Source organism: Streptomyces sp. NBC_01267 (assembly GCF_036241575.1).
Classification (GTDB): Bacteria; Actinomycetota; Actinomycetes; order Streptomycetales; family Streptomycetaceae; genus Streptomyces.
Map to the genome: position 1 here is coordinate 42,867 of NZ_CP108457.1, position 16,316 is coordinate 59,182.

Genomic DNA, 16,316 nt, shown 5'->3' on the forward strand with positions numbered 1-16,316 from the left:
ATGCCCACCACCGTCTTCGACCAGTTCACCCGCCGCACCGCCGAAATCACCGCCCAGCTCACCACCCTGGGCATCCCGCTCACCGCGCCGGCCCCGCCGCCCGCCGAAGCTGACCCCGCTGACCCGTGGGCCAGCAACTACACCGTCCCGGTCGACCGCTCCAGCCTCGCCTGGTGCACCGCAGTCCAGATGCTCGCCGACCACCACCACACCGGCATCGACCGCCAGGTCCTCGCCGCAGACGCCCTGCTGCGCGAGCTGGGGATCCGCGGCCTCGCCCAGCTCCACTCGGACCTCCACCACGGCGCCCCCATCGACTACCGCTTCACTCGCTGCCCATACTGCTCCGGCATCGGCGAGGACCCCACCCGGCCGGATTGCCAGGACGCCGGCTGCGCTCCGTGGCTCGAGTTCGCTGGGCACGATCACGTGTGCCCGGTCTGCCGCGGCGATGACTATCAGCCCGAGTGGTTCGCCGAAGAGCAGATGACGGAGCTGGAGGAACGGCTCGCCGACGTCCTCGAGGAGCGCGAGGAACGCGCCTCGATGCGCTTCCGGCTCGGGGCGTTGCTGCGTCGCCGGGGAATGCGCTCGTGACGGCTCGCATCGTCGACGGCAAGCCCTGGACCGGGCGCATGCGCACTGCTGCGCTCCGGCAGGGGCTGGTCCGGCCTGCCGAGTTCTCTACGTGGGCCGGTGCCCGCCGGTATCACGAGCGGCACAGCCGCGACCGCCAGGTGCTGGAGAAGCTGCGCGCCTCGATCTCCACGGACGGCATCCGGGAACCGCTCCTGCTGGGCGTCCGCGCAGCCGACCGGCTCGTCTTCGTCTTCGAGGGCCACCACCGCGCCGTCATCGCCCTCGAACTGGGGGCGCGCGCCTTCCCCTTCCGGTGGTTCTGGGACCCGGACGTCCAAGCCGTTGAACACGAGCCGTTCCCGCACCACGCGCTGGGCCGGGACGGACAGGCGTGGCTGAGCCACCAGGAGGCGCGCCCATGACGGCCCGCTTCCGCAGATGCGGCCACGGCAGCGGACCGATGCACCCCGGCGACCAGAAGGCGGTCGCGGAGTTCACCGCCATGCTCGCCGCCCGCCAGCACCCGGCCCCGTGGACCGGCCGCGGTGACACCGCCGTACGGATCGGTGAACGCGGCTTGGAGCGCGGTCGGCCGCTACCCGACCAGCGGCCGGACGCCGACCCCGTCGCTCTGACCCTCATCCACCCCGACACCGAAGCCACCCTCACCGGCACGCTTCCCTGCGCCCGGAGCCTCATCCACGGCGCCTGGACCGACTCATACCGGCTCCTCAGCCACGCCCTCGCCGGGCGCACCATCGACCCCGATCTCACCCTGGAGGCATGACCCCGTGCAGCAGATCCGCCGCACCGCAGCTTTCGCCGCCACCGCCATGGCCGTCGTCCTGACGCTCACCGCGTGCGGCGCGACCACCCAGTCCCCGGCACACCACGAGAGCCGCATGAAGAAGGCCGCCGGCATCGGCTCCCTGTCCATCATCTGCAACAAGGACATCTGGGAGAGCACCCGCCCGGACGGGCTGAAGAAGGTCACGACCACCCCCGCCGATGGCCCGCGCGGTCAGCGAGGCATGGTCCGGATCACGCTCACCGGTGCCCAGCTCGTCACATACCTCGATCAGCTGGACCAGGACGCACACCCCGGCTGGATGGGATCAGACATCCCCGACCAGGAAGCCGTCTCCGGACGCGTCTACGACGGGCTCGCGCCTGCCATCGACAAGGCCGCCACCGCGCGTTCCGCCGCCGACCCAGCCCCCGAGATCCTCATCGACGACACCCTCGCCACCAAGGCACCCTGACCACGAAGCGGCCCTCCGCCCCGGACAAGTTCCGGGGCGGAGGGCCGCTTTTTTGTTGTGCCTCAGAGGCGGCTGGTCAGGATGTCGAGCATCGCTTCCAGGTCGGCATGAGTCATGTTGGCCGTACACAAGTCCGCCACAACCTGCGGGTTAGTCCACTCCACCGTGACCGTGGGCAGCGCAGTCGCAGAAGAGGTGGAGTCATTCCGGGGCTCGGGGATACCGCTGCCCGCTTCGCCGTCAGTGGTTACCGCGGTAACCACTGACGGGCCGACGGAGGCGGTGTCCGTCTCCGGATCGCCTCCACCCTCGGGAGTGGTTACCGCGGTAACCACCGGATCCACAGACTCCGGCTGCTTCAGCTGCCGTCGCTGCTGAGGGGGTTGCTGCTTGCGCTGCTCAGCCTGCTCCTTCTTGCGCTGCTCTGCAGCATCCTGCTCGGCACGCCAAGTGGAGACTTGGTCCGCGGCTGGCACACGGGCCAGCCGCCGCGCATCCCGAACGGCCAGATCCCCAGCCCGCAGCATGCCCTGCATCTCGGGAGTGAGCTTGAGCAACGCTCGCCGCTGGGACACCCAGCCATGAGTCCAGCCGCGGGCCTTCGCGGCTTCACGGGTACTGGGGTACTCCGCGACGACCGCCTCGACTGCCCGGGCTTCTTCAATGATGTCGAAGTCTTGGCGGCCGATGTTCTCCTCAACGGCCGCGCCCAGCAGCTCACCACGGGACACCGCGACCGTCTCATCGTGAACGATGAGGAGCTCAGCGCGCCCGAACTTGTGCGCGGCGGCCAGCCGGCGGCAGCCGTTGACAACGACGTACTGCGCGTGGCCCACGCGCTCGGCATCCTCGGGCCACAGTGCGAGATAGCCCTTGGAAGTGACCACCAGGCACGGCTGGAGCTGCCGCTTGGCGATGGACTTGAGGTCTTCGAGATCCCCAAGGTCTTCGCGCGGGTTGCGCGGGTTGGCGACCAGGAGAGCAAGGGGTACGCCTGCAGACGTATCTGCGGCGACCGCGACCGGCTTGTCGTCGATGGTCGCCAGATTTACACGGCGACCCATCTCAGACCTTCCCCTTCGCGGTGGTGCGGTTCCGGGTTTGTCTGGGCAGCGGACGACCGCCGATCCCCAACTCCATCGCCAGGCGGAAGAAATCCTCCCGGGCTTCCAGAGCGATGCGTCCCTTGGGGTACTGGGTGCAGACCAGCCCCTCGGCCGACGCCCGGGTGTGAATCTTGTAGTGCCGAACGACAGTCTGCAGCCGCGGCCAACCGTTGTTGTCGACGTACTCCTGGGTCTGCTCCAGGTCCACCGTGCCGTCCCGCGGGTCCCAGTCAGTGATCAAGACCCGGTACGGGATGCCCTTCGGCTCCAGCACCTGCTCGATGGTCCGCTTGGTCGGTGGGTACGCCATCGCCTCTGGGGGCATGGGTACAACCACTTCGTCAGTGGAGTCGAGCGTGGCCGAGAGGATCTTCTCGTCCTCGATGTTGCCGGGGGAGTCGACGAAGACGTACTCGTACTGCTCCAGCGACTTCAGCCGAGCCAGATCCTCTGGCTTGTCGTGGCACTGGTGAAAATCAAAGGGGAGCTGCTCTTCATCCACCCGGTCCGACCACCAGACCGCAGAGGCTTGAGGGTCAGTGGAAACGACCAAGACTTGGCTCTGTTCCGAGCGGATACCGAGCGCCTGACCAGCGATTGCAGCGAGGTTGACCGTATTGGTGGTCTTCCCCACGCCGCCCTTCTGGTTCACGAACGCGATTACGCGTGCCATGTTGAACTCCTCGGGCCCGTCCATTTCCCGGACTCTCCGGTACTCCGGGCCACGGGCAACTATCCCAGACCAGACAGCAGACCAAGTCCTGCAACAGACGCGGCGCGTCGTTCTCCTCGCCGCGCCACACCCGGCGCGAGAGGACGATCAGTGGGCGCACCGTCCCGAGTCGCCTGGCGGCCCAGAGAGAGAAAGCTGGCCGCTGAGCTGTGCGCCCAGTTCGCGGGCGTACTGCGGGCACGGTGAACCGCATCGGTGCGGTGGTCGATCAGTCGGTGTGTTCGGTGGACATCAGTAGTGGGGGCACCATGTAGCCGGTCTCAGCGGGGTTTCCGGGGAGGGGGACCCAGCTGAGACCGGTCATCCGGGGGCAGTCGCAGGTGAGCTCGGCATCCACTCCCAGGCAGGGTTCACCGGGTGCTACGTCCATGCGGTAACAGGCGGTCCATCCTGACGGATACGGCACGTCGTATACGTACTGCACTGCCACGCCGACCAGGCCAGTCTCTTCAGCCACCTCGCGGGCCACCGCGTCCTCCGGTGACTCGCCGGGCTCGATGCCGCCTCCCGGCAGAGTCCAGTACTCCTGGCCGTCGTGGCGACCCGAGGGGCCCTTGCCTCGCTCACGCACCATCAGGACGTGTCGGTCCCGAATGATCACCGCTGCCACCCGCCGCCTGCTTGTCACAGGGCCATCATGACGGTGCTGCACCGCTCTCGAAGCTGCTTCGCACCTCGCAGAGATTGAGCGAAGCGGGGGAGCCGGGGAGAACGTGATGGCTGCCAGAGAGCGATGACATTCGCTTGCCGGACCGGAGCCGCTTCCCGCCTGACGGGCACCTGAGAAGAAAGTTCGGCCGCTGCCCCCGCCTGGCGGGAGGTACGGCTGTCCGGCCTTTTCTTGCAAGTCAGGGCCGTGTGGCGTGGTCTCCATGATGGATATCGCGATCATTCGAGCCGGTCAGATGTACCGCTACTACCTGCGCCAGGTCGTCGTCGGCGACGGCCGCCGCCCGGCCCGCACGCCGCTGCGCGAGGCTCAGGAGAAGGCCGGTGTCCCGGCCGGGCGATGGATGGGCCGCGGCCTGGCCGCGCTCGGGCTGAGCGCGGGTGAGGAAGTCACCGAGGCGCAGCTGCGAAACCTGTTCGGCGAGCGGGGCCGGCACCCGTACGCGGACCGGATCGAGGCCGAAGAGCTCGCCGCGGGGCAGTCCCCGAAGCAGGCGTTCAAGGCCGGCGCTCTGGGGCGCCGGGTGACGGTTACCGGGTTCGATCTCGTGTTCCGGCCGCAGCCGACGATCTACCTGCTGTGGGCGCTGGGTGATGAGGAGACCCGGCAGGTGATCGAGGCCGCGCACGAGCGGGCGATCGAGCGGGTCCTGGAGTGGATTGAGGACGAGTCGGCGGTGATCCGGTACGGAAAGGACGGCATCTACAAGGTCCGGCCGCCCGGCGGTCTGGTCGCAGCCCGCTTCCGCCACTACGAGGCACGCTCCGGAATGCCGCTGCTTCATGACCATGTGCTGCTGTCGGTGAAGGGGCAGCGCCTGGACGGGAAGTGGGGGTCGATCCACTCGGAGGTCGTTTTCGAGAACACGGTCGCCGCGTCAGCGCTCTACAACGAGATCGTGGCTGCTGAGGTCTGTGAGGAGTTGGGCCTGGCGACCGAGCCGCGCGTGGTGAGCACCGGGCGGCGTCCGGTCATGGACATCGCGGGCGTGCCCCACGAGCTGATCCGCTGGACCGCCAGCCGCGGGGAGCAGATCGCCGCCTGCCTGGCGGACCTGGAGCACGAGTACGTCACTGCCGTCGACGACGAGGGCGAGCTGAAATACCTGCCCGCGGTCTCCGAGCGGGCCCGGGTGGAACTGATGCGGATCGCCGCTCACAAGACCCGGCCGCCCAAGCAGAAGAAAGCCCGCTCTCTCGCGCAGCTGCGCGCTGATTGGAAGCAGAGCGCGATTGACACCTCGAAGGTGGCCGCCGGCGTCATCAACTCGCTCCTCGAGCGCGCCCGCGCCGCAGCCGCCGCGATCCGCGCCCGGGTCGCCGCCGTGGTCGACGTCGCCCTGGCGGCCGTCGACGTCGCCGCGGTGGTGTTCGTGATGAACGGCGGCGGCCGGTTTCACCGCCGGCACTTGCTCGCCGAATCCCGCCGCCACCTCGCTCTGGTCCTGCGCGGCCGCCGCCGCGACCCCGGCCTAGACGAGGACATCGTGCGCGCCGCCATCTCCACGTACTGCGTGGACATCAGCGAGCCGAAGTCCACCCGCGGCCTGCTGGCGGACTACCGGCTCTACACCGCCCGGTGGGCGCTGTCCGATCTCGTAACCGCCCGGCGCCCGCCTGCCGCTGTCCCCGACCCGGACCGACTGCCGCCGCCGGGCACACCGGCCTCGTTGTCCTTGGCCATTCCCCGGCCACCGGGCAGCCAGGCGGTGGGGGAGCGGGCGATACCCCGTGTCCCGCTGAGCTACGACCGTGCCGTTCTCGCCGGTGCGGCCGTACGGGAGAAGCTGCGCGCCTCCGTCGTGCGGGGCCCGGCGTACGACGTCGTCGCGCACCAACAGGCGGAGATGCCCGAGCAGCTGCTCGCGCCCGAGGACGACGACCAAGAGCCGGATGCCGGGCCCCGGGAGGCGATCGACCTGACGGCGCTGCGGGCCTTGAGGGAGTCCCGCACGGACGTGGAAGCCCTCGATCTCACTGCCGAGCGGCTGCGTCACCTCCAGGACACGTTCAACAAGGCGGCCGACGACTCCCGCACCCGCGCGGCCTGCTACACCGAACAGGACGACGTCGACGCGGTACGCCCGGTACGCGAGGACGACCAGCAGGCGCACCGCCGGCCGGAGCCCGGACCGCGGGGCCGGGCTCCGGCGGGCCACTGAGCGCACTTTGATGTCGCGCACCCGGGCGGTGGTGCGCACCGACCATGCCCGGCGTCCGCTCCACCCAGTGGAGCCCACTGAGTGGAGTGGCCGACACCGAGGGGGCGGTGCCGGCCACTCCACCCGGTGCGCACACGTCGCGTTTCCCCTTGACCTCAGCTCAGGTCAAGGGGAAACGCGGCGCCCACTCCACCGCACCAGTGCGCCTCGTGCGCGTGGCTACGGGCGCGCGGTCAGGGACTGCACGGTGCGGGCCCACTCCAGGTGTTCGTCGCGCATGGTCTCCAGGGTGGCGGCGGTGTCTCCGTGGTCGTCGGGGTCGGGGGTGACGTTTTCGACGAAGCGGATGATGCTGCGGGCGGTGCCCAGCACGGCCGTAGTGGGGGAGTCACGCGTCCAGTCCCGCAGGGCAGACAGCAAGATGCACCCGACCTCGTCCAGGGCGAAGGAGTCCGCGTGCGGCTCCCCGTCGCCCAGGGCCCCTGTGACGGGGAAGACGATGTTCTCGGCGAGCCGCAGCAACAGGAAGGCCAGCTCTGGAGTGGCCGACGTGCGGCCGGAGGCGTAGTTCCCGCCGCCCATCTGCAGAGCGAGGAGGTAGTCGAAAGCGAGGTCGACTTCCTCTGTGGTGAGCGGGGTACGGGACGGGATCAGGTACGGCATGGAGGTCTCCTCAACTGGGTGGTCGCCGCGCGGATCGCGACGACTCCCAGCAGCCTCGGACGATCGCCCTGTGGACAGTGGCCAGGGATTTCTCCCCCACCCCGCGAGATCGGACGAACGAGACTGCAAGGGGCAAACCTGGCCCCCTTGTCCACCTGCCGACTCGGATGGCGAACCCGGCCGCCGACCCCTTGTCCAGGTCGGCCGCACTGCCGCGAGCGCCACGTTTCTCCTTGACCACCCCGGCTATCGGCCGCCGTGAGACAGCGGACAAGGGGTCCCCCTGCACGCTGCTCCTTCGGACCGGACGCCCCGGCCGGGGCAGCGAAGGAGAGAAGACGATGACGACCACCCACTCAAGGGCCGGGGACAGGCAGGCCACAAGCCGGCCAAGCCCAGAAGGCCAGCTCGTGGCGGGCAAGCCGCGGCAGGCTCCTGCGGGCCCCACTGCGGAGGGCCCTTGGGAACCCCCTTTGGTGCCCGACCCCCCGAGGCGAGGGAAAACCCCTGCTCAGACCATGAATCGGCGCGAATTCCGCACCGTCACAACCCTCTTCTCTCCTCTTATGTCTGTAGTGGAGGAGATCATCGGGTCCCGGGGGGCCCGCACGCCCTCCCAGACCGGGCGCGGTCGGCACTCAGCCGGCAGCCGACCGCGAGTGACGAAGGAGCAGAGCTGATGGCGGGGAAGCGGAAGAACAACCCGGCGGGGTCGACGAACAACTACCGCGGCGACGTGCTGCGCGTGCTCGGAGCGCTGAAGGTGGCCACAGCCGATCAGATCCAGCGGATCGGCGCACCGCACCTGACCCACCGGCACGCCGACAAGGAGACCCCGTCGAAACGGAAGCAGGCCCGCACCGCCTCGCACACCGGCGCACTCTCCGACATGCGCAAGCACGGCCTCTCCGAAAACGGCGGCTCCACCGACACGGGGGAGACGCTGCGGAACCTGACCCTCAAGGGCCTGGAAGCCGCCTCCTACGAGATGCAGCGCCCGATAACGGAGATGGGCTCCACCGCACGCGGCGCGGGCTCCTCCGGCGCCTCCCACCCCATGTCCGTCAACGAGACCGTCATCGCGATGCTGCGCCCGAAGCCGAACATGGCCCGGCTCGCCGATGACCTGCCCGAGGTCCGGGCCGCCGCCCAGGCCGACGTCGACACACCGGCCGGAGTCGGCACGATCGCCTCGTACTGGACCGAGGTCCCGCTGCCCGCCACCGGCACCTGGAACGCACCCGGCAAGGGCGGCGCCCAGGCCGACGTTGTCCTCACCGCTCCGCAGGACGGGATGCCGCTGCTGTTCATCGAGGTCGACAACTGCCACGAGACCCCAGAGGAACTCGCCGCCAAGCTGGAGAAGTACGCCCGGTTCTTCCGGCGGAAGGTGAAGGACACCGACGGCAAGGAGCGCCCGATGTGGCGCACCCGCTGGACGGTTCCCGAGGGCCGGTACGGCGATGCGCCGCATCCGCCCGTGCTGCTGGTGTTCAACCGGATCGGCGAGCGCAACTCCAACCGCACCGTCCCGCGCTTGATGGAGCTCACCCGGCACCTGTGGCAGGGAGAGCGGCAGCGCGATCACCATCTCTACGACGGACGGATCCCGATCATCGCGACCGGGCTGAAGAACCTCAGCGAGCACGGCCCGACCGGCCCGGTCTTCCTCCGCTTCGGCCGCGACCACATGCAGCCCCTGCGGGAGGCGATCGGCAACGCCCGCCGCGAGGCCGCCGACACCCGCGCCCGGGAAGAGACCGCGCGCGCTCAGAAGGAGCACCAGGCGAAGGTGCAGCGCGCGGCGCAGGAGCAGGCCGCGAAGAAGGCAGCCGAGCGTGAGGCGCGCCGTCCGGTGTGCGCCGACTGCGGGGCGAAGTTCACCGACGAGCGGTGGGAAGCGGCACAGGCGACGGACTGGGGCACCCCGAAGGACTCCCACCCGCAGCTGTGCGACGGCTGCAAGCAGAAGGCCGGCGCCGTCGTCAGCCCAGCGGCTGATACCCAGGAGCGCCAGGAGCCGGTACGCGGCGAGGCAGGGCCGGACGACTTCTGGAACACCCCCCAGCGCCCCGTCTGCACCGAATGCGGTGCCGCGTTTACTGACGAACGATGGAAGGCGACCGCGCGCGTCGGCTGGAACCATTCCCCAGCGAAGCGCCCGTCTCTGTGCGGGGACTGCGACCGGCGGTTCGAGTCCGACTTGGAGCAGACCTGGGGTGTGGATCACCGGCAGGAGCAGCGCGACCAGGAGCAGGACCAGGCCGCGCCCAAGCAGAAGGCCACCGGCTGGTTCTCCCGCCTGCGTGGCTGAGCCGGGCAAGCCGCTGGCGGGCGCGGGCAAGCCCAAGGACACCTTGGGCAAGCCTCGCCGTCGGCGGCGGCGAGACGATGGGTACACACGTACCGGGCCCCGGCTGTCGGCGGTGGCTGCAAGGCTGGTGCGCATGGACAGGGATGAGGAGTTGCTGCGCGGCCGGGTCTACGGCACCGACCACGACCACCCGGGGCCGCTGCCTCACCGCGACTACGCCGAACTGGTCGGCGGTCCGCTGGATGGCCTGCTGCTCGACATCACCGGCTGGACAGCGGACGAGATCCAGACCGGCGTCGCGCTGATGACCGAGCTCGGGCAGTTCGGCGCCGGCGGCCGCGCTCTGTACGACCCGCGTCCCGGCGAGCGGAACCGCTGGGACTGGTCCGGCGACACGCCCTGACCGCATCACCGGCAGGTGGGGTGTAGCGCAGACCTGTGTGGTGCCGCGAGGATGGGCGGAACACAGGCAGAGGCGGGGGCGCAGATGGAAAGTTTCTTTGAGCGGGTGGGGCGTATCTGGCCGGTGGGTCGCCGTGACCTTCACTGGCACATCCTGCCGACCCCAGATGAAGCTGGCGTGCTGGCCACGTCGTATCAGGGACTCGCCACGAAGGGGCTGCAGAGCGTGCCGCCGGAGTGGATGCACTGCACGCTGATGCACGCCGTCGGCCTGGACCGCTCCGACATCGACCTGGACGTGCTCCTCAAGGACGTTGCGAGCTTCGCGCAGAAGGTACGACCCTTCAACCTCACGTTCGACCGGCCCGCCGTGGGCAACTTCGCTGTGGAGATCAGCGGATGGCCCGGACGGCCGTTCACGCAGCTCGTGGATGGCCTGACCGAGGCGATGGTCCGCACCGGCGGCGCCGTCACGGCCGCGCCGAGCCGCTTCCCTCATCTGTCCGTGGCCTACGCCTCGGACGGTGCTGAGAGTATCGACGCCGTCAGCCTCAAGGCGGCGTTGGCGGACATTGAGCAGCCGCTGTCCGCAACCGTGGTCGCCGACAGACTGCACCTCGTTGAGCAGTGGCACGACGGCGCGCACATCATGTGGAAACCCGTCGCGGCGGTGCCTCTCGCGGGGGTGACCGGATGACCGGCTTTCCTGGTCCGCGGCCGATGCACGGCGACGAGGTGCGGCTCACCACCAACACGGCCTCGGCGACGTTCACCGGGAACGTCATCTCGCAGGGTGTCCTCCGCGATGGCAGGGGGTTCGTTGAGCTCACCCTGCCCGACGTCGACCCGCAGCAGCGGCGGGAGGTTGAGTGGGCCAAGCGATTCCAGTACGAGCTGTACCGCAGTGGCGCATTGCTCTACTCCTCTCCACCTCTGACCCTCAGCGAGACCCGGCGGACAAGCGACGGCTCCCTCGTAATCGCCGGATCCCCCTGAACGATGCGGGATAACGCTGCCGCCCCCTGAGCCCCGGCTGACTCGCCCGTCGAACCGGACCGGGGCACGCTGGGAGGCGTGACCAGCGCACCGATCGTCGTACACCGGCCCTCCCGTACGGGCGGCCGGAGAGTCACGGTGCACAGCAGTGGCCGGGACGAGATCCTCGGCACCGCATACAGCGACCACGACCTGGTCGTGTTCCTCGAAGGCGCCGGCGTTGCCGACCCGGACGCCATCTTGGACGACCCGCAGTGCGTGGAGTGGCGCGGCGGCCCCGCCCACCAGTTCAGCGCCGCCTGACGATCGAGCGGTGCGGGGAGAGACCTCGCCGGGGACCCAGGATGTTGACTCAACGATCTCCGCGAGGGGCTCGGGCTTCGAGCTCGTCGATGATGCTCGCCCAGATTTCGGTTGCCTGGGCCGGCACTTTCGCCTGCGCATCCTTCATGGCCGTAAGGATCTCGACTTGCTTGTGCTGGAAAGTGAGCGACCACGAAGCCGCCGCCAGCAGGGTAGAGAGCTCAGAGAGGACACGCTCGGGCTCGGAATGATGTTGCAGCAGTTCGGCTACACAGTCCGCGCTGGCTGCAGCGTATGCATGCGCTTGCCCGTCCTCGTTGACGAACAGCCCCTGCACCACTCCTTCCCGGTAGGCATCCGGCCACTGTTCCGGCTGGTTCGCACACGCACGGATACCTTCCACGCGGACATTGTTCGTCTCGTTCGCTGCTCTTTGCCCGACGGCAACACCCAGACGATGCTGCTCAGACTTCTCGAGCCTGGGGACGTTAGCTGCCTCCAGCCGAGCCGCGAGATCGCCCCCATAGAAGACAGTGCCGCTCTGTAGATCAGACACCAGCGGCGATACCGCGCCCAGGAGCACGGTTTGAAGCCGGCTCAACGCCCATCGCGTCCACAGCAGCGCTGCATGGACGGCTGCCTCGGCAACCTCGTCCGTGATGCCGTGCACGACCGCGCGACCATGCCCAGTTCCGTAGGCATTGCGCAGCTCACGCAACTGGCCAGCCATCTTCTTCGCTGCGTCAGGTATCTGCCGCAACGGATGATTCCCTGGCACTGCCGGCCCGATGACATGCTCGATGACCCGATGCGCCAACCCCAGCACCTTGTCGTACTCGTCGCCGTCAGCGACCACGCGTCCATAGGAAACGAGCGTGACGCGAGCAACGCTCTCGACCAGCTCCTTCGCCGATCCGACGATCAACGGTCGGTCGTCGGAGGTAACGGCAGCCGACAAGCGACCATAAGCGTCGCTGATTGCTTCCCACTGATCGTCCTGAACCCACTCAGCCCGAGGTAGGGGCTCCTGCACCAGGTGTCTTATCACTACGTGATTCTCTCCCTCCCCACTGCGTCCTGCGGGTGCTGACTGATTTGCTGTATATCCCGCTGTGGGGCCGGACAGGAACACGCTGTCCGGCCCCACATCTTGTTCCGCCTGCTCAGCGGCTCAGGCGGATACGTGGCCCCCACGCGAACTCGAGGTCGTCCAGCAGCACGGTCTCCTCTTCCTTCTCCCACCGGCCGCGCAGGAGGAACGGGTTGGTCTCCATCCGCTCCAGGATGACCAGGGTCTCGGGCTGCCCGATCAGCGCGTACCGGCCGTGCGATGCGGGCCTGCTGCCCGGCCCGTACGCGCGCAGCAGTTCCTCCAGGCGGGCGCGGTGCTGCTCCACGAACGCTTCCAGGCGCTCGATGTACCCCTCGCGTTCCTCGGTGCGCACCGTGCTGAGCGCCACGTCCAGGAACTCGCCGTCCGGCCAGTGGCGCGTCCCCGGCGCGGCCAGGGCCCACGGGAAGCGTTCCGCCGCCGTCAGGACGTCCCTCGCGTCCAGCGCCACGGGCGGGGCCGGGGCGGGCGGGGCCAGCTCCTGGCCGTACGCGTTGGCGTCGTGCTGCTCGATGCTCACGTGGTGCCTCCCTCTTCTGTGCGGGCGCGGTAGGCGACCCAATCCGGATCGTGTACGGGCGCCGGCACCGGGGTGTCGGCGGCCGGGGCGCGCATGATGCGCCAGCTGGTGCGCGGCGCGGTGACGACGTGGACCAGGACGACGACGGCCTGCCGTACGGAGCCGCCCCGGACCCACGTCCCGGTGAAGCGGACCTGATCGGCTGCCCAGTCGCCCGCACGCCGCCAGGGGCGAAGGCGTCCGAGCAGATAGCCGGCCGCGAGCGCGGCGGTCGCGGTGACGACGATGCCCATCACGACCACCGCATCCCGACCTCGGACAGCTGCTCCATCCGCTCCGAGGTCAGCGCGGCGGCCCTGCTCCGCTGGTTGTTGACCCACGCCCCCAAGCGGTACTGGTCCTCCCGGCCGTCCTCGGAGAGCACGGTCTCCACGTGCTTGCGCGGGACCGTGAGGTGGCCCTCGCGCTCGAAGTACTGCCGGGCGGCCGCGAGGTTGGCGGTCCACTTGTCGGCCTGCGTACGGGGCCGCTGCGGCTTCTCGTCCTCGGTGGCGGGCTCGATCCCGAGGACCTGCTCGCACATCCACTGCTGCACGCCGGTGAGCTGGTCCCACCCATTCCGCACCGACTGCACCCACCGCCCGAGGTCTTCGCCCTGGCGCAGGACCTCGCCCGCCTCGGTGGGCAGCGCCTCACCAGCGTCCAGGTGCAGCCGGACCAGGTGGAAGGACCGCTGCCACGTCACCGGCCACGACGGGCACCAAGAGGCGTCGATCTCCTCCAGCTGCTCGCGCCGGGTGTCCGACAGCGCCCCGGCCGACGACTCCACCGGCAGCCCCTCCGCACGACGCTGCTCGTTCTGCTGTGCCTTGCGGGCGGCGGCCCGCGCGTTCTTCAGCCAGATGCCCACCGCCGCGCCCTGGAAGGTGGCGTCCAGCGGCGCCAGGAGGTGCCCGTTCTCCTCGGCCCACCCGCGCGCGGCGGCCAGGCCCTCCGCCCATGCGACGTCGAAGTGGGACCAGATCATGCCGAGCTTCTCCAGCTGGGTGACGCGGTCCTCGTCCATGTCCCCGCGGGCGTAGAACCTCCTGGCGTCGGCGGTCCACTGCCCGAGAGGGAACCCGGCGAGCGAGGCCGGCCACACCGCGGCTTCCGCCTCTTGGCCGTCGACGGCGGGCACGCGGAACGTGAACGGCACCTTCAGGTCGCCGTGCTCGCGGGCGTAGATCACGGCCGCCTCCACGCCGCGCCGCCAGTGCTCGTGCTCGGGGTTGAGGACGCGCAGGTTGATGAACGCCGCGAGGGCGGCCGGGTCGCGGGGCGTACTGAACTTCAGGAGGGCCTTGGCGGGGGCGCTGACGCCTCCGGAGCCGTCCCCGCTCCCGTTGCTGCTCTTCCCGCTCTCGTCCTTCGCTACGGGCTTGTAGGCGCTCGGCACCTGTTGCTCCGCGAGGGTCTCCACGATCCTCGCATCGTGAGCCCGCAGCGCCTCCAGCAGCTTCGCCAGCCCGCCGAACGCCCGGGAGGTGAGCATGTTGTCGGCCGTCTCGCCCGGCCCGAGCAGTACCGGCACCACGAGCGAGGCCATCTTGCCCTCGCCCGGCTGCATCCGCAGGGCCCGGCCCACGGCCTGGACCAGGTCGGGCATGGAGCCGCGCACATCCGCCCAGTACACGGAGTCGCAGTGCTTGGTGTCGACGCCCTCGCCCAGGACCTTCACCGAGCACAGGAAGCACTTCTCCACCACGGTGCCGTCCGTGGCGATCCCGTCGGCGAACTCGCCCAGCAGCCGGCGCCGGTGGAGCGGCTTGTGGTCGCCGCACAGCCAGTCCGCCCAGATGGTCTTGGGGTAGAGCTCGGGGTCGCTGGCGTGCAGCTGCGCGGCGACGTCGGGGAGGCCGGCCGCGAACGCTTCGGCCTCCTTCACCATGTGGTGGAAGACCAGCGTGCGGCGGAACCCCTCCTCCGAGGACGCCTTCACCAGCGCGGTCTGCAAGGCGGCGAGGCGGGCCCCGCGGACCTCTGCTGAGCGGCCTTCGGCGCCCAGGAGCTGGGCGGCCTGGAGCGCGGTGTCGGTGACGTCCACGCATACGACCTGGTAGGGGGCACAGATTCCCCGGTCGATGGCCTCCGAGAGGGTCAGGGTGAACGCCCTGCTGCCGAAGGGGCCCTCGGGGTCGTCTTCCATGCTCGCGACCAGCTCGCCCGGTGCGCCGGCCTCGTCCTCGTCCCCGAGCTGCCACAGCCGCGGCGTGGCCGTCATGTAGAGGCGGCGCAGGGCCGGGATGCGGGTGTTGTCGTGGATGACCGCCCACGGCTTCCCGATCCGGCCAGAAACGCGGTGGGCCTCGTCCACGACGATCAGGTCCCAAGCCGAAAGGCCGGCGGCGTGCGCCCGCTCCAGCGTGCCCAGACCGAGGCTGGCGTACGTGGCGTAGACGGTGACCTTGTCCAGGCCGCGCGTCCACTCCACCAGCTCGTCCACGTCCGTGGTGTTGGGGAAGGACACCTCCTCACCCCGCAGCGAGGACACCCCGATCATCGGCCCCCGGCGGCCTCCCTCGCGCCACGCGGACTCGGTCTGGGCGAGCAGGTCCAGCGAGGGCACGAGCACCAGCACACGGCCCGCATGGAGCTCCTCCGCGCTGCGGACCGCCACCCGGGTCTTGCCGGACCCGGTCGCCATGATCACCTGCGTTCGAAGCCCTCGTTCGGGCACAAGTGATCTTGCAGGCAATTCGAGCGCACGGAGGACCGCGTCAATGGCTTCCCGCTGGGCTGCCTCGCGCTGATCAATGCGGTTGGTGGTCGACATATCCGCCTGCCTTCTCCTGGATGCCGTCCAGTCGACTGGAGCGGCCAGAAACGGGAAATCTGCACGTAGACGAGCCGCAAGAGCTACGGTTGGACTGACGCGATCGGTTCGCTGCTCTGCCTCACCGAGCACCGGAAAGGCCGTGTGGTGGATCTCGATAACCTCCCCAAGTGCTCCGGGGTGGTGTGCTCTGAGTCCAGAGTCTATCCCCATATCAAAAAAGAGACACACGGAATCACGAGATTCCCCCTAACGTGGCCAGAAGCTGTTAGTCTGTCCTTATCGCAAGCCGTAGAGGGGCCCTGACGCTCCCTCAATCCACGCCCCCGCCCGAGAGGCCGGCCCCCGTGCTCCCGCTCTCACCCCGACTGCCCGTCACCACCCCTCCTCTTGCTGCTGCTTGTGGCGTGAGCCCTGTGGGTGGGCCGCGCGGAGCGTGGCACGCCTTGCCCGCGCGGGGAGTTGGGGGCGCGCCCTGAGTGGCTGGAGCGCAGCGGAGGCCACGGGTCGGCCGGAGGCCGGCCCCGGGTCGCGGAGCGGCCCGCCTGCCCTGCGGTTGGCGGTGGGCGCGGAGCGCGTGCCGCCTGGTGGTGAGCGGAGCGAGCCGCCTCCGCTCACGCGGAGCGGGAGCGGCCGGGGAGCGAAGCGACCCGGCTCGCTGTGACGGGCGCAGCCCGGAAG

Annotated in this window: 18 protein-coding genes; 10 read left to right on the forward strand and 8 right to left on the reverse strand. The window is 69.6% G+C overall.

The window, feature by feature from the left end; translation table 11 throughout:
• Genes OG709_RS35870 through OG709_RS35885 form a run of 4 tightly spaced genes read left to right on the forward strand, consistent with a single transcriptional unit; the run spans window position 1 to window position 1,841 of the window.
• Window positions 1–597 (forward strand): hypothetical protein, encoded by a 597-nt coding sequence (locus tag OG709_RS35870; RefSeq protein WP_329169444.1) that lies wholly within the window; start codon window positions 1–3, stop codon window positions 595–597.
• Window positions 594–1,001, forward strand: a complete 408-nt coding sequence (locus tag OG709_RS35875) for a ParB N-terminal domain-containing protein (protein ID WP_329169445.1) — start codon at window positions 594–596, stop codon at window positions 999–1,001. Before OG709_RS35870 ends, OG709_RS35875 begins: the two co-directional genes overlap by 4 nt.
• Complete coding sequence (locus OG709_RS35880; RefSeq protein ID WP_329169446.1) at window positions 998–1,366, forward strand: hypothetical protein; 369 nt, start codon at window positions 998–1,000, stop codon at window positions 1,364–1,366. Before OG709_RS35875 ends, OG709_RS35880 begins: the two co-directional genes overlap by 4 nt.
• Window positions 1,367–1,370: 4 nt before the next feature.
• Window positions 1,371–1,841 carry a hypothetical protein gene (locus OG709_RS35885; RefSeq protein ID WP_329169447.1) on the forward strand — a complete coding sequence of 157 codons (471 nt, stop codon included), beginning with the start codon at window positions 1,371–1,373 and terminating at the stop codon, window positions 1,839–1,841.
• A gap of 62 nt (window positions 1,842–1,903) precedes the next feature.
• Here OG709_RS35885 and OG709_RS35890 read toward each other — a convergent pair whose 3' ends face one another.
• The 3 genes from OG709_RS35890 to OG709_RS35900 all read right to left on the reverse strand — a co-directional run bounded on the left by OG709_RS35890 (window position 1,904) and on the right by OG709_RS35900 (window position 4,332).
• Window positions 1,904–2,905, reverse strand: a complete 1,002-nt coding sequence (locus OG709_RS35890) for a ParB/RepB/Spo0J family partition protein (protein WP_329169448.1) — start codon at window positions 2,903–2,905, stop codon at window positions 1,904–1,906.
• Between the two features lies 1 nt (window position 2,906).
• Window positions 2,907–3,644, reverse strand: a complete 738-nt coding sequence (locus tag OG709_RS35895) for a ParA family protein (protein ID WP_311314938.1) — start codon at window positions 3,642–3,644, stop codon at window positions 2,907–2,909.
• 244 nt (window positions 3,645–3,888) lie between these two features.
• Window positions 3,889–4,332: an NUDIX hydrolase gene (locus OG709_RS35900; RefSeq protein ID WP_329169450.1), complete on the reverse strand. Its 444-nt coding sequence runs from the start codon at window positions 4,330–4,332 to the stop codon at window positions 3,889–3,891.
• Between the two features lie 220 nt (window positions 4,333–4,552).
• Here OG709_RS35900 and mobF point away from each other — a divergent pair, with 220 nt between their 5' ends.
• A complete protein-coding gene (mobF, locus tag OG709_RS35905; protein WP_329169452.1) occupies window positions 4,553–6,511 on the forward strand; it encodes a MobF family relaxase in 1,959 nt (652 codons plus the stop codon).
• 219 nt (window positions 6,512–6,730) lie between these two features.
• On the opposite strand, the gene OG709_RS35910 is transcribed toward mobF, so the two are convergent.
• Window positions 6,731–7,174 (reverse strand): hypothetical protein, encoded by a 444-nt coding sequence (locus OG709_RS35910; RefSeq protein ID WP_329169454.1) that lies wholly within the window; start codon window positions 7,172–7,174, stop codon window positions 6,731–6,733.
• Between the two features lie 679 nt (window positions 7,175–7,853).
• Between OG709_RS35910 and OG709_RS35915 the strand changes: the two genes are divergently transcribed.
• From OG709_RS35915 to OG709_RS35935, 5 genes are all read left to right on the forward strand, one after another.
• Window positions 7,854–9,488: a replication-relaxation family protein gene (locus OG709_RS35915; RefSeq protein WP_329169456.1), complete on the forward strand. Its 1,635-nt coding sequence runs from the start codon at window positions 7,854–7,856 to the stop codon at window positions 9,486–9,488.
• Between the two features lie 133 nt (window positions 9,489–9,621).
• Window positions 9,622–9,891 carry a hypothetical protein gene (locus OG709_RS35920; protein WP_329169458.1) on the forward strand — a complete coding sequence of 90 codons (270 nt, stop codon included), beginning with the start codon at window positions 9,622–9,624 and terminating at the stop codon, window positions 9,889–9,891.
• Between the two features lie 51 nt (window positions 9,892–9,942).
• Window positions 9,943–10,587: a 2'-5' RNA ligase family protein gene (locus OG709_RS35925; protein WP_329169459.1), complete on the forward strand. Its 645-nt coding sequence runs from the start codon at window positions 9,943–9,945 to the stop codon at window positions 10,585–10,587.
• Complete coding sequence (locus tag OG709_RS35930) at window positions 10,584–10,886, forward strand: hypothetical protein (protein WP_329169460.1); 303 nt, start codon at window positions 10,584–10,586, stop codon at window positions 10,884–10,886. The genes OG709_RS35925 and OG709_RS35930 overlap by 4 nt, the downstream gene beginning before the upstream one ends.
• Before the next feature lie 78 nt (window positions 10,887–10,964).
• Window positions 10,965–11,189 (forward strand): hypothetical protein, encoded by a 225-nt coding sequence (locus OG709_RS35935; RefSeq protein ID WP_329169462.1) that lies wholly within the window; start codon window positions 10,965–10,967, stop codon window positions 11,187–11,189.
• Between the two features lie 49 nt (window positions 11,190–11,238).
• On the opposite strand, the gene OG709_RS35940 is transcribed toward OG709_RS35935, so the two are convergent.
• The 4 genes from OG709_RS35940 to OG709_RS35955 all read right to left on the reverse strand — a co-directional run bounded on the left by OG709_RS35940 (window position 11,239) and on the right by OG709_RS35955 (window position 15,635).
• Window positions 11,239–12,147 (reverse strand): abortive infection family protein, encoded by a 909-nt coding sequence (locus tag OG709_RS35940; RefSeq protein WP_329169464.1) that lies wholly within the window; start codon window positions 12,145–12,147, stop codon window positions 11,239–11,241.
• Window positions 12,148–12,352: 205 nt separating this feature from the next.
• On the reverse strand, window positions 12,353–12,820 hold the full coding sequence (locus tag OG709_RS35945) for a hypothetical protein (RefSeq protein WP_329169466.1): 468 nt from the start codon (window positions 12,818–12,820) through the stop codon (window positions 12,353–12,355).
• A complete protein-coding gene (locus tag OG709_RS35950) occupies window positions 12,817–13,113 on the reverse strand; it encodes a hypothetical protein (RefSeq protein WP_329169468.1) in 297 nt (98 codons plus the stop codon). Before OG709_RS35950 ends, OG709_RS35945 begins: the two co-directional genes overlap by 4 nt.
• Window positions 13,113–15,635 carry a DEAD/DEAH box helicase gene (locus OG709_RS35955; protein ID WP_329169470.1) on the reverse strand — a complete coding sequence of 841 codons (2,523 nt, stop codon included), beginning with the start codon at window positions 15,633–15,635 and terminating at the stop codon, window positions 13,113–13,115. The genes OG709_RS35950 and OG709_RS35955 overlap by 1 nt, the downstream gene beginning before the upstream one ends.
• Window positions 15,636–16,316 lie beyond the last annotated feature (681 nt).